The organism is Pseudomonas sp. H3(2019), assembly GCF_007713465.1.
In the GTDB taxonomy this organism is placed as follows: Bacteria; Pseudomonadota; Gammaproteobacteria; order Pseudomonadales; family Pseudomonadaceae; genus Aquipseudomonas.
In genome coordinates this window covers 94,364-106,400 of the sequence record NZ_VMSG01000016.1, presented here as the reverse complement: position 1 = coordinate 106,400, position 12,037 = coordinate 94,364, and the positions used below count along the sequence as shown (strand labels likewise).

Below are 12,037 nucleotides of genomic sequence, written 5' to 3'. Positions count from 1 at the left end.
CGGGTCCGGCGCTAGAATAGCGGGACCGTTGACGACAAAGGGACAAGGTTATCATGCGCTCACTCAATCGCCTGTTGCTGGCTGGCTTCTTTGCAATCACTCCACTGGCCGTCATGGCAGCCAATGATGCACCGACGCCGGAACCGGAAGTCACCATCCACACTGAAGGCGACAAAGTCATTCAGGAGTACCGCCAGAACGGCTTCGTGTACGCGATCAAGGTCACACCGAAGGGTGGAAAACCGTACTTTCTGATACGTGCGGACGGAACGGAGGCAAACTATATCCGCTCGGATCAGCCGAATATGCTGATTCCGGCGTGGGAAATTTTTACGTGGAAGTAGTTTCTTAACTTTAATCGGCGCTGGCTCAACCGCAGCGCCCGAACTGAGCAGTTTTTAACCATGTCTGTGTTCACCCCCCTGGCTCGGCCCGAGCTGGAAACCTTTCTCGCCCCTTATGGGCTCGGCCGCCTGCTTGATTTCCAGGGGATTGCCGCGGGTAGCGAAAACACCAATTTCTTCATCAGCCTGGAGCAGGGCGAGTTTGTCCTGACCCTGGTTGAGCGCGGCCCCGTGCAGGAGATGCCGTTCTTTATCGAGCTGCTCGACGTGCTGCACGACGCCAACTTGCCGGTGCCCTATGCGTTGCGCACCACCGACGGCATCGCCCTGCGCGAATTGGCCGGCAAGCCTGCACTGCTGCAGCCACGACTGGCTGGCAAGCACATCAAGGAAGCCAACGCACAGCATTGCGCGCAAGTCGGTGAGTTGCTGGGGCATCTGCATCTGGCAACCAAAGACAACCTGATCAAGCGCAAGACCGATCGCGGCCTCGACTGGATGCTCGAAGAAGGCACGCAGCTGCTGTCGCACCTGAATGCCGCGCAAAGCAATCTGCTGCAACGCGCCTTGAACGAAATTACTGAGCAAAAAACCAAAATTCTGGCGCTGCCTCGGGCCAACATCCACGCCGACCTGTTCCGCGACAACGCGATGTTCGAAGGCACGCACCTGACCGGGCTGATCGACTTCTACAACGCCTGCTCAGGCCCGATGCTCTACGACGTGGCGATTGCCCTGAATGACTGGTGCTCGGACGAAGACGGCTTGATTGACGGCCCGCGGGCGAGGGCATTGCTCGGGGCTTATGCCGCGCTGCGTCCGTTCACCGCCGCCGAAGCTGATCTGTGGCCGACCATGCTGCGGGTAGCCTGCGTGCGGTTCTGGCTGTCACGCTTGATCGCCGCCGAATCCTTTGCCGGGCAGGACGTGCTGATTCACGACCCGATGGAGTTCCAGCAGCGCCTGGCCCAGCGTCAGCACGTCAGCACGCCGTTGCCGTTCGCCCTTTAAAGCATCGCGAGCAAGCTCGCTCCCACATGGACAGCGAAAATCCCGTGGGAGCGAGCTTGCTCGCGATGGAGGCGACGCATATCCCGGAGTTAAAGCGACTCCAGACACCCCGCCAAATCATTCCCCAACTTCTCCAGCACCTGCTCATAGCCCCGAGCCGTCGCCGGCGTGTAGCCGCCCAACGCATCCAGCTCCGCCAGTTTCACCGGCAAACCGGCCACCAGCGTCTCGGCCAGGCGTGGGCGCAACGGTGGTTCACTGAACACGCAAGTCTTGCCGACATCCTGCAAGCGCGAGCGCATCGCCGCAACGTGTTGGGCGCCTGGCTGCACTTCTGCAGCCACGCTGAACACGCCGGTGTGCTTGAGGCCGTAAGCGTCTTCGAAGTAGTCGAACGCTTCATGGAACACGAAGTAAGGTTTGCCCGCGATACCGATCAGACGCGCTTTCAAGCGCAGGTCCAACGCGTCCAGGCGCTCATCGAACGCCTTGAGGTTGCTCCGATAGCGCGGCGCATTGGCCGGATCCGCAGCACTCAAGTCAGTGGCGATTTTTGCCGCGATCACCCGCGCATTGACCGGTGACAGCCAGAGGTGGGCATCGAGACTGCCAGGGCGGTGGTCGTGATCGTGCTCGTCGGCCTCTTCTGCGTGAGAGTGGCTGTCTTCGGCGAAGCGCCGCAGTTTCAGACCCGGCAGCTCCTGCACGGCAACCGACGGCAGGCTACGACCTTTGAGCACGCGCGGAAGGAAACCCTCCATGTCCGGGCCGATCCAGTAGAGCAGCTCCACCGACTGTACCTTCCGTACGTCGGAAGGACGCAAGGCGTAGTTATGCGGCGACGCACCCGGCGGCAGCAAGACCTCGGGAACCCCGACACCATCCTGTACCGCAGCAGCAATCAGCTGCAGGGGCTTGATGCTGGTCAGCACGTTCACCTCGGCATGAGCGGCGTTGATCGCGAATAAACTGGCAGTAAATGTGACAAAAATGGCAAAAAGTCTGGGCACGATGACCACTCAAAGAGGCGAGAACGGGTAACATAATAACGTCTCTCACAAAACGCGTCGCCGCTCATGCCTAAAACACCGCTAGCCAGCCGTCCCCACGACCACTCTCACTGCGTGCACAGCGCATTGTCCGAGGCCGATGTCATTTGCGCACGTCTAGGCTTGCGCCTGACCGCGTTGCGTCGGCGGGTGCTGGAACTGGTCTGGCAAAGCCACAAGCCGTTGGGCGCCTACGACATTCTGGCGGTACTCAGCGAGCAGGATGGCCGCCGCGCCGCGCCGCCGACGGTGTATCGCGCGCTGGATTTCCTGCTGGATAACGGCCTGGTCCACCGCATTTCCTCGCTCAACGCCTTCGTTGGCTGCAATCATCCGGGGCACGCCCACCAGGGCCAGTTCCTGATTTGCCGTGAATGCCATGCGGCCATCGAACTCGAGCAAAAATCCATCAGCGACACCATCATCCACAGCGCCGGCGAAGTCGGGTTTGTGGTCGAGGGCCAGACTGTCGAAGTGGTCGGTCTTTGCTCGGGTTGCCAGGGGGCTTGATGAGCACTGCGTTAATCCGCCTCAATCAGGTTGCGGTGACCTTCGCCGGGCAAAGCGTGCTGGACAACATCGAGCTGAGCGTCGAGCCGAGGCAGATCGTTACCCTGATCGGCCCCAACGGCGCCGGCAAGACCACGCTGGTCCGCGCCGTGCTTGGCCTGCTCAAGCCCGACAGCGGCAGCGTCTGGCGCAAGCCGAAACTGCGGGTCGGCTACATGCCGCAGAAACTGCATGTTGACCCGACCTTGCCGCTCTCGGTGCTGCGCTTCTTGCGCCTGGTGCCCGGCGTGGATCGTGCGCGCGCTTTGGCGGCGCTCAAGGAAGTCGGTGCCGAACAGGTGATCGACAGCCCGGTGCAGAGCGTTTCCGGCGGCGAAATGCAGCGCGTGCTGCTGGCCCGCGCCCTGTTGCGCGAGCCCGAACTGCTGGTGCTCGACGAGCCGGTGCAAGGCGTCGACGTGGCCGGACAAGCCGAACTCTACAGCCTGATCACCCGCCTGCGCGACCGCCACGGTTGCGGGGTATTGATGGTTTCCCACGATCTGCACCTGGTGATGAGCACCACCGACCAGGTGGTCTGCCTCAATCGCCACGTCTGCTGCTCCGGGCATCCCGAGCAGGTCAGCGGCGACCCGGCGTTCGTCGAGTTGTTCGGCAAGAACGCACAGAGCCTGGCGGTCTATCACCACCATCACGACCACGCCCACGACTTGCATGGCTCGGTCGTCAGCGCGGCACCGGCCGTTCACACCCACGTTCATGGAGATGGCTGCAAGCATGGCTGATTTTCTGTTGTACGCCCTGCTCGCAGGCCTGGCCCTGGCCGCCGTCGCAGGTCCGCTGGGATCGTTCGTGGTCTGGCGGCGCATGGCCTATTTCGGCGACACCCTGTCCCATGCAGCGCTACTCGGCGTGGCGCTGGGTTTTCTGCTGGATGTCAGCCCGACCATCGCGGTGACTGTCGGCTGCCTGTTGCTGGCCGTACTGCTGGTGACCTTGCAACAGCGCCAGCCCCTGGCCTCCGACACCTTGTTGGGGATTCTTGCGCCGAGCACGCTCTCTCTGGGCCTGGTGGTACTAAGCTTCATGCATGAAGTGCGGATCGACCTGATGGCCTATCTGTTCGGCGACCTGCTGGCAATCAGCCCGACCGATCTGGCATGGATCCTCGGCGGCAGCGCGGCGGTGATGCTGCTGTTGGTGGCGCTATGGCGGCCATTGCTGGCGATTACCGTGCATGAAGAACTGGCCACCGTCGAAGGCCTGCCCGTGGCGGCGTTGCGCCTGATCTTGATGCTGTTGATTGCGGTGGTGATTGCGGTAGCGATGAAAATCGTCGGCGTACTGCTGATTACTTCCTTGCTGATCATCCCGGCGGCTGCGGCACAACGTCACGCACGTTCTCCAGAGCAGATGGCCTTGGGCGCGAGTTTGCTCGGTATACTCGCGGTCTGCGGTGGCCTGGCGCTGTCGTGGTTCAAGGACACGCCGGCCGGCCCGTCGATTGTGGTGGCTGCCGCCGCGCTGTTTCTGCTGAGTTTTGTCCTGCCCCGTCGAGGGGTGTAGACTTGCTCGTTTTTTGCGCAATCAGAGAGTCGCAGGAATGAAGCCGTTCGCCTCCCGTTATCTGCTCCTTGTTGCATTTTCGCTGCTACTTGGCGCCTGCCAAAGCACGCCGCCAGCCCCTGAAGTTCCTGACGCACGGGCCACGGCGATCGCGCAACTGCAGCAAAGCCTGGCCAGCAGTGAACTGGCCACCGCCGAAGATCAATTGGCCGCCTTGCAGGCTGAATCACCCAACGACCCGTCGCTGGTGCAATATCAACGGCAACTCGCCGAAGCCTATTTGCAACGCAGCCAGAACGTTCTGCAAAAAGGTGACGTGAATGCCGCCGCCACGGCCCTGAGCCGGGCTCGTGCGTTGATGCCCAAAGCCCCGGCGCTGACCGGTGGCGTCAACAATGCCATCAGCCATGCGCGCAAAGCCGAACTGGACCAGGCAGAGGCCGCCCTCAAGGCCGCCGAAGCCAAGCGTGTCGCCAAGGTCATCGACCCAACGGCCGAGAGCACCACCGTTGCGCTGAACATCGCCGATAGCAAGCAATTGCGTCGGCAACTCGATGCGATTGCCAGCGATGTGGTGAGTTACCAGTGCGACGTCAGCATTCAGGCGCCGCGCACCGAAGATTACCCGTGGTTGGCCACGCTGCTGACCAAACGGGTGAAGAAGCTGGATGCCGACTTCGACCTGAAGATCGAGCGGCAGATTCTGCGCAATGTCCCGGCACAGATGGTTCTGACGCCGCATAAGCCTTAAAAGAAGAAGATCGCAGCCTCCGGCAGTGCCTACATCGGTCCGTAGGAGCTGCCGCAGGCTGCGATCTTTTGCATTTCCGGTTATCGCGTTATTTCCAAATGACTGGATGAATGCGAAATAAATGCTAAGAGCCTCTATACGGACAGGCTAAAATGCCCGCCCGGCTAACCGCTGATCCTTTTCTAACGCGCCCCACAAGGTTCGCTACGTGATCGAGTTTCAAAACGTCCATAAAACTTACCGCGTTGCCGGTAAGGATATTCCCGCGCTGCACCCTACCAATCTGTCGATTGAGAACGGTCAGGTATACGGCCTGATCGGTCATTCCGGTGCGGGAAAAAGTACCCTGTTGCGCCTGATCAACCGCCTGGAAGACTCCAGCGGCGGCAAGATCATCGTCGATGGCGAAGAAGTCACCGCACTGGACGCCAATGCGCTACGCCGCTTCCGCCAGCAAGTCGGGATGATCTTCCAGCACTTCAACCTGCTGGCCTCCAAGACCGTTGCCGACAACGTCGCGTTGCCGCTGACCCTGGCCGGTGAACTGTCGCGCAGCGAGATCGACCTACGAGTGGCGGAGTTGCTCGCTCGCGTCGGCCTGTCCGACCACGCAAAGAAATACCCAGCGCAGCTGTCCGGCGGCCAGAAGCAGCGCGTCGGCATTGCCCGCGCCCTGGCGACCAAGCCGAAAATCCTGCTGTGTGACGAAGCCACCAGCGCCCTCGATCCGCAAACCACCGCGTCGGTCCTGCAACTGTTGGCCGAGATCAACCGTGAGCTGAACCTGACCATTGTGCTGATCACCCATGAAATGGACGTGATTCGCCGGGTCTGCGACCAGGTCGCCGTGATGGACGCTGGCGTGATTGTCGAGCAAGGTCCGGTGGCCGACGTGTTCCTGCACCCGAAGCACCCGACCACCAAGCGTTTCGTGCAGGAGGACGAGCAAATCGACGAAAGCGAACAGCGCGACGACTTCGCTCACGTGCCGGGCCGTATCGTGCGCCTGACCTTCCAGGGCGACGCGACCTACGCGCCGTTGCTGGGCACCGTCGCCCGCGAAACGGGTGTGGACTACAGCATCCTCGCCGGTCGTATCGACCGCATCAAAGACGTCCCCTACGGACAATTGACCCTGGCGGTCACCGGCGGCGACATGGACGCGGCGTTTGCCCGCTTCACCGCAGCTGACGTCCACATGGAGGTGCTGCGTTAATGGAAGCCCTGATGAGTTTCTTCGCCAATATCGACTGGTTCGAAATCTGGCTGGCTACTGGCGACACCTTTCTGATGCTCGGTGGTTCGCTGTTGTTCACCGTACTGCTCGGCCTGCCGCTGGGCGTGTTGCTGTTCCTCTGCAGCCCGCGCCAGTTGCTCGAAGCCAAAGGCGTTTACGCGCTGCTGTCGCTGATCGTGAATATCCTGCGTTCGCTGCCGTTCATCATTCTGCTGATCGTGATGATTCCGTTCACCGTATTGATTACCGGCACCTCGCTGGGTGTCGGCGGGGCGATTCCGCCGCTGGTAGTCGGCGCTACGCCGTTCTTCGCCCGCCTGGTGGAAACTGCCCTGCGTGAAGTCGATCGCGGCATCATCGAAGCGACCCAGGCCATGGGCGCGACCACTCGCCAGATCATCACCAATGCCTTGCTGCCGGAAGCCCGCCCAGGCATTTTCGCAGCGATCACGGTGACTGCGATTACGCTGGTGTCCTACACCGCCATGGCTGGTGTGGTCGGCGCTGGTGGTTTGGGTGACTTGGCGATCCGCTTCGGTTACCAACGTTTTCAGACTGACGTGATGGTGGTGACCGTAGTGTTGCTGCTGGTGTTGGTCCAGGTTCTGCAAACCGTCGGCGATAAGCTGGTGGTGCACTTTTCCCGAAAATAAATGCAATCGCCGGCCACGGCTGGCAGACGCCCGAAAGGGCGCCTCACAAGGAGTTTGCTGAATGAAAAAACTACTCGTCGCGCTCGCTGCCGTTGCAGCGTTCTCCACTCAGGCCGCTGAAACCCTGACCGTCGCTGCCAGCCCGGTTCCGCACGCGGAAATCCTCGAGTTCGTGAAACCGGCACTGGCCAAAGAAGGCGTCGACCTCAAGGTCAAGGTGTTCACCGACTACGTGCAGCCGAACGTACAGGTTGCCGAGAAACGCCTGGACGCCAACTTCTTCCAGCACCAGCCATACCTCGATGAGTTCAACAAAGCCAAGGGCACACACCTGGTGAGCGTTGCCGGCGTGCACCTGGAGCCGCTGGGCGCGTACTCCAGCAAGTACAAGACCCTCGCTGAACTGCCAGGCGGCGCCAACGTGGTGATCCCGAACGATGCCACCAACGGCGGCCGTGCGCTGTTGCTGCTGGAGAAGGCTGGCCTGATCAAGTTGAAGGATTCGAAAAACATCCTGTCGACCGTCAAGGACATCACCGAGAACACCAAAGACCTGAAGTTCCGTGAACTGGAAGCCGCGACCATCCCGCGTGTGCTGACCCAGGTCGACCTGGCGCTGATCAACACCAACTACGCGCTGGAAGCCAAGCTCGATCCGTCCAAGGACGCGCTGGTAATCGAAGGCAAGGACTCGCCTTACGTGAACATCCTGGTCGCCCGCCCGGACGACAAGGACAGCGACGCGATGAAGAAACTGATTGCTGCCCTGCACAGCCCGGAAGTGAGGGCGTTCATTCTGGAGAAGTACAAAGGCGCGGTGTTGCCGGCGTTCTGATCTGCTGATGTAACGAAAAATGGGGCGCATTCATTGCGCCCCATTTTTTATGCCTGAAACACCACCCCTGTGGGAGCGAGCCTGCTCGCGATGGGGCCATCACTGCCAACATCGATCTTGAATGTCAGTCCGCTATCGCGAGCAGGCTCGCTCCCACATTGGGATTTGCGGTGTTATTGACGCTTGAGCATCACCGGCAACTGGGCCACCAGTTTCGTGTTGTTCAACGGTGCACGAATGAACCCGCGCTGGGTGCCGTCAGGCCCGATCACCGCCAGGTTGCCGCTGTGGTCGACGGTGTAGTTGGGTTTGCTGGTGTCCGCCGGGATGAACGGAATGCTCACCGCATTGGCGACTTTCTGCAGGTCTTCGACCGAAGCCGGTGTCAGGCCGACAAACTGCGGATCGAAGTAACCCAGGTACTGCTTGAGCTGCTTGGGGGTGTCGCGGTTCGGGTCGACGCTGACCAGAATGATCTGCAACTTGTCGACCGCGTCCGCTGGCAGCTCGCTCTTGATCTGCCGTAGTTGTGCCAGGGTGGTCGGGCAGATGTCCGGGCAGAAGGTGTAACCAAAGAACAGCAGGCTCCACTTACCTTTCAATGCATTGACCGTGACCGGTTGGCCGTCCTGATTGGTCATCTGCACGTCCGGCAAGTTGCGGCTTTGCGGCAACAGGATAATCCCGGCGTCGATCAGTGCAGTCGTATCGCCCTGGCCTTTGCCGGACAGTACTTTGTTGACGGTAAGCCCCAGGACCAGCGCGATCAGGGCAACAAGAATGAAGACGGTTTTCTGGGTTCGGGTCATAGGTTCAACAATAAGTAGTGGTCTACGAGCAGGGCGATAAACAGCAGGAACAAGTAGTAAATAGAGTACTTGAAGGTGTTGATCGCCGCGTGCGGCTGAGTGCCACGGTACAGCACCACGGCCCATTGCAGAAACCTCGCGCCCAGTCCCAGAGCGCAAACCAGGTACAGCAAGCCGCTCATGTGAATGACATAGGGCATCAAGCTCACGGCCAGCAGGGCAAAGGTGTAAAGCAGGATGTGGATCTTGGTGTAATGCTCACCATGGGTCACCGGCAGCATGGGAATATCGGCCTTGGCGTACTCCTCCTTGCGGTGAATCGCCAGCGCCCAGAAGTGTGGCGGGGTCCAGGCAAAGATAATCAGCACCAGCAGCAGCGGTTCGGCGCTGACATGCCCGGTGGCGGCGACCCAACCCAACAGTGGCGGTGCAGCGCCGGCCAGTCCGCCGATAACGATGTTCTGCGGCGTCGCCCGCTTGAGAAACCCGGTGTAGACCACCGCATAGCCCAGCAGCGAGGCGAGGGTCAGCCACGCCGTCAGCGGGTTGGTAAAGGCCAGTAACAAGGTTTGCCCGGCCACCGCCAGCAACAGCGCGAAGGTCAATGCGGCGGTCGGTGAAACCCGGCCTTCGGCCAGTGGCCGCTTGTGCGTGCGCGCCATCACCGCGTCAATCCGCCGGTCCACCACATGGTTGACCGCCGCCGCGCCACCCGCGCACAGACCAATCCCCAGATTGCCGAACACCAGCACCGTCCACGGCACCCCGGCACGCGTGGCGAGGAACATACCGACCAGCGAAGTGATCAGCATCAACACCACGACTTTCGGTTTGGTCAGCTCCAGATAGTCACGCCAGATCGCTTGGCGCCGTCGTTCGCCGATCAGAGTCGCCATGGCATTTCTCCTTTTATTGTTATCGGCCCGGCCGTGTGTTTACGCGGGCTGAAGCGCCAGCGCCCGGGCGTCTGCTGCCTGACTCGAACCAGGCTGGTTCGTGCGTGATAGTTGACCAGCACCATCGTCAGCAACAGCGCCGCGCCGCCCGCGTTATGGGCAACGGCCACCGGCAACGGCAGGTGAAACAGCACATTGCTGATGCCCAGGGTGATCTGCACCGCCAATGCCCCCAGCACCAACCCGGCGAGTCGGGTCATACCAACGACTTTGAGCTGCCAGGCCAGCCCCAGCAGCACCAGCGTGACCAGCAACGCGCCAATGCGGTGAGTCAGGTGGATCGCCGTGCGCGCATCGCTGTCGAGCTGCCCGCCGAGGTAATTGGGGCCGATGTGTTGGGTCAGGTGAAAGCCGTTGGCGAAATCAGCCGGTGGCAACCATTGCCCGTGACAAGTGGGGAAGTCGATACAGGCCACCGCCGCGTAGTTGGCACTGACCCAGCCGCCGAGAGCGATCTGCCCGATCACCAACAACAACCCGGCCGTCGCCCAGTACTGCAAACGTCGCGGCACGATCAGCGCCGGCAATACACCGGACAAGCGCAAGGTCAGCAGAAACAGCAGGCTCAAGGTCGCAAAGCCACCCAGCAAATGTCCCGTCACCACCTGCGGCCAGAGCTTGAGGGTGACCGTCCACATGCCAAAGGCCGCTTGGGCAAACACCACCGCCAGCAAGAACAACGGCAGCTTCAGGGGTTGGTCCAGATGATGGCGATGAGTCCAGGAACGCGCCGCCAGCAACACAATCAGCAAGCCAAGGGTGCCGGCGAAATAGCGGTGAATCATCTCGTTCCAGCCCTTGTGGGCAACCACCGGCGTGTCTGGAAAATGCAGCTCGGCATGGGCCAGTTGGGCTTCACTCTTCGGCACGCTGATAAACCCGTAGCAACCTGGCCAGTCCGGGCAACCAAGGCCAGCGTGGGTCAGCCGGGTATAGGCCCCCAGCAAGACGACAATCAGTGCCAGCAAGGTGGCAAACAGCGCGAGGCGAAATCCAGGTTTGGCCATGACGATGCCCTTATCCGATGTTCGACAGTTTCAGCAGGTGGCGCAGGTCGTTGAGCAGGTCCTTGCCTTTGACGGTGGGGTCGAAGCGCAGCACCAGATTGCCGTGCGGATCGATGATCCAGAGCTGCGCCGAGCCTTTGCCCTGAACATTTTTAGTGTAGGTCGAAAGGTCCAGTGGATAACGCTGCAACTGCGGGTATTCGCGCTTGAGCTTGTCCTCATAGTCCGCGCTCAAGGGTTGGGCCACGGCCAATGCATGGCTGGCACGTGAGGCATCACGACCCAAAGCGACCTGAATCTGCCGGGCCAGGTACACCAACTGCTGACAATCGACCGAGCAGTCCTGCGGTGCGGTCACCAGCATCTGCCAGCGGTCTTCGTCCGCCTGCACCCCCAGTTCGGCGCGACTCTGACCGTTGCCGATCAGTTCACCGTGATAGCTGCGACCGTCCGGCACCCAGAACTGCAACTTGTACATGCCGGTGGCGAGGATCATCGGACCAATCACCATCAGCAGGATCAGCACCAGCTGCCAACGCCCACGACGACGGCGTGGCGTCTGCGCTTCAGACATGTTGGGTGGATTCATGGCCGCTCCCATGCTGTTTCTCCTTTGCGTTGTGCCATCCGAGATAGAGATAAAGACCGAACAGCGCGAGCGCCATGGCGAACCACTGCACGGCATAACCGAGGTGTTTTTCCGGCCCCATGGCCACGACCGGCCAATCGGCCTCGTAGGACGCCGGACCGGCTTCTTCACGTAATTCGTAAGCAAACCCGGTTCGGCCCAGCTCGCTCCAGAGCTTGGCCGGATCGATCGCCGTCACCAGCCGTGGCCAGTTGGCGTTCGCTGGATCGGCGTGCAGTTGAAAGGTCGCGCCCGGGGGGACATACACCCAGGCGTCGAGACTCAACGATTGCTCGGGGGTGGTGAACACCGGCGGTGTGCGCCGGTTCGGCCACGGCAGCCAGCCGCGATTGAGCAATAACCAGAGACCGCTCGCCTGGTCATGGAAGGGTTGCAGCAGCTCAACCCCTGGCCGGCCATTGCGGGTGCGGTTGTCCAGCAGGTAACTGTGGGCCGCATCGAACTGGCCATGCAGGCGAACGCGTCGGAATGCCGGGTCTTGTGTGCTCGACAGTTGTTCGCTGGCCATCGGCTCAGCCACGCGGCGTTCGGCGTAGCTCTCCAGCAACACGCGTTTCTGCTCGCCCCGGCTCAATTGCCAAAACCCCAGAAAGACCAGCAACGGCAGCAGCGCGAGCACCACCAGGGTCGGTGCGATACCTGGCCGAAAGCGCTTCATGG

At 61.2% G+C, this 12,037-nt stretch carries 15 protein-coding genes; 9 read left to right on the top strand and 6 right to left on the bottom strand.

Annotated elements, in window-relative coordinates; all coding sequences use genetic code 11:
• The first annotated feature begins 53 nt into the window (after nt 1-53).
• Both FPT12_RS17295 and FPT12_RS17290 read left to right on the top strand, forming a co-directional pair.
• The gene (locus FPT12_RS17295; protein ID WP_054594946.1) at nt 54-344 is read left to right on the top strand and encodes a DUF2782 domain-containing protein; all 291 of its coding nucleotides are present in this window, start codon (nt 54-56) and stop codon (nt 342-344) included.
• Between the two features lie 60 nt (nt 345-404).
• On the top strand, nt 405-1,355 hold the full coding sequence (locus FPT12_RS17290) for a homoserine kinase (protein WP_145017769.1): 951 nt from the start codon (nt 405-407) through the stop codon (nt 1,353-1,355).
• Between the two features lie 89 nt (nt 1,356-1,444).
• Here FPT12_RS17290 and FPT12_RS17285 read toward each other — a convergent pair whose 3' ends face one another.
• Nucleotides 1,445-2,374, bottom strand: a complete 930-nt coding sequence (locus FPT12_RS17285) for a zinc ABC transporter substrate-binding protein (protein WP_145017767.1) — start codon at nt 2,372-2,374, stop codon at nt 1,445-1,447.
• Between the two features lie 57 nt (nt 2,375-2,431).
• Between FPT12_RS17285 and FPT12_RS17280 the strand changes: the two genes are divergently transcribed.
• The 7 genes from FPT12_RS17280 (at nt 2,432) to FPT12_RS17250 (ending at nt 7,956) form a co-directional block, all read left to right on the top strand.
• Nucleotides 2,432-2,914, top strand: a complete 483-nt coding sequence (locus FPT12_RS17280) for a Fur family transcriptional regulator (RefSeq protein ID WP_145017765.1) — start codon at nt 2,432-2,434, stop codon at nt 2,912-2,914.
• On the top strand, nt 2,914-3,699 hold the full coding sequence (gene znuC / locus FPT12_RS17275) for a zinc ABC transporter ATP-binding protein ZnuC (RefSeq protein ID WP_145017763.1): 786 nt from the start codon (nt 2,914-2,916) through the stop codon (nt 3,697-3,699). The genes FPT12_RS17280 and znuC overlap by 1 nt, the downstream gene beginning before the upstream one ends.
• Nucleotides 3,692-4,480, top strand: coding sequence for a zinc ABC transporter permease subunit ZnuB (gene znuB / locus FPT12_RS17270; RefSeq protein WP_123581791.1), 789 nt, complete (start codon nt 3,692-3,694; stop codon nt 4,478-4,480). Before znuC ends, znuB begins: the two co-directional genes overlap by 8 nt.
• 37 nt (nt 4,481-4,517) lie before the next feature.
• Complete coding sequence (locus FPT12_RS17265; RefSeq protein ID WP_145017761.1) at nt 4,518-5,231, top strand: PA5502 family lipoprotein; 714 nt, start codon at nt 4,518-4,520, stop codon at nt 5,229-5,231.
• A 208-nt stretch (nt 5,232-5,439) separates the two neighbouring features.
• The gene (locus FPT12_RS17260) at nt 5,440-6,447 is read left to right on the top strand and encodes a methionine ABC transporter ATP-binding protein (protein WP_145017759.1); all 1,008 of its coding nucleotides are present in this window, start codon (nt 5,440-5,442) and stop codon (nt 6,445-6,447) included.
• Nucleotides 6,447-7,121, top strand: a complete 675-nt coding sequence (locus FPT12_RS17255) for a methionine ABC transporter permease (protein ID WP_145017757.1) — start codon at nt 6,447-6,449, stop codon at nt 7,119-7,121. The genes FPT12_RS17260 and FPT12_RS17255 overlap by 1 nt, the downstream gene beginning before the upstream one ends.
• Nucleotides 7,122-7,182: 61 nt before the next feature.
• Entirely contained in the window at nt 7,183-7,956 is a 774-nt protein-coding gene (locus tag FPT12_RS17250) for a MetQ/NlpA family ABC transporter substrate-binding protein (RefSeq protein ID WP_145017755.1), read from the top strand.
• Nucleotides 7,957-8,129: 173 nt separating this feature from the next.
• Here the strand turns inward: FPT12_RS17250 and FPT12_RS17245 are convergent, their stop codons facing one another.
• From FPT12_RS17245 to FPT12_RS17225, 5 genes are read right to left on the bottom strand one after another with little or no spacing between them, the layout of a single operon-like run.
• Nucleotides 8,130-8,765, bottom strand: a complete 636-nt coding sequence (locus FPT12_RS17245) for an SCO family protein (protein ID WP_145017753.1) — start codon at nt 8,763-8,765, stop codon at nt 8,130-8,132.
• Nucleotides 8,762-9,661 (bottom strand): heme o synthase, encoded by a 900-nt coding sequence (gene cyoE / locus FPT12_RS17240; RefSeq protein WP_145017751.1) that lies wholly within the window; start codon nt 9,659-9,661, stop codon nt 8,762-8,764. The genes FPT12_RS17245 and cyoE overlap by 4 nt, the downstream gene beginning before the upstream one ends.
• Nucleotides 9,649-10,728, bottom strand: a complete 1,080-nt coding sequence (locus FPT12_RS17235; RefSeq protein WP_103314899.1) for a heme A synthase — start codon at nt 10,726-10,728, stop codon at nt 9,649-9,651. Before FPT12_RS17235 ends, cyoE begins: the two co-directional genes overlap by 13 nt.
• A gap of 10 nt (nt 10,729-10,738) precedes the next feature.
• On the bottom strand, nt 10,739-11,329 hold the full coding sequence (locus FPT12_RS17230) for a hypothetical protein (RefSeq protein ID WP_145017749.1): 591 nt from the start codon (nt 11,327-11,329) through the stop codon (nt 10,739-10,741).
• Complete coding sequence (locus FPT12_RS17225; protein WP_145017747.1) at nt 11,295-12,035, bottom strand: SURF1 family protein; 741 nt, start codon at nt 12,033-12,035, stop codon at nt 11,295-11,297. The genes FPT12_RS17230 and FPT12_RS17225 overlap by 35 nt, the downstream gene beginning before the upstream one ends.
• Between the last annotated feature and the right edge of the window lie 2 nt (nt 12,036-12,037).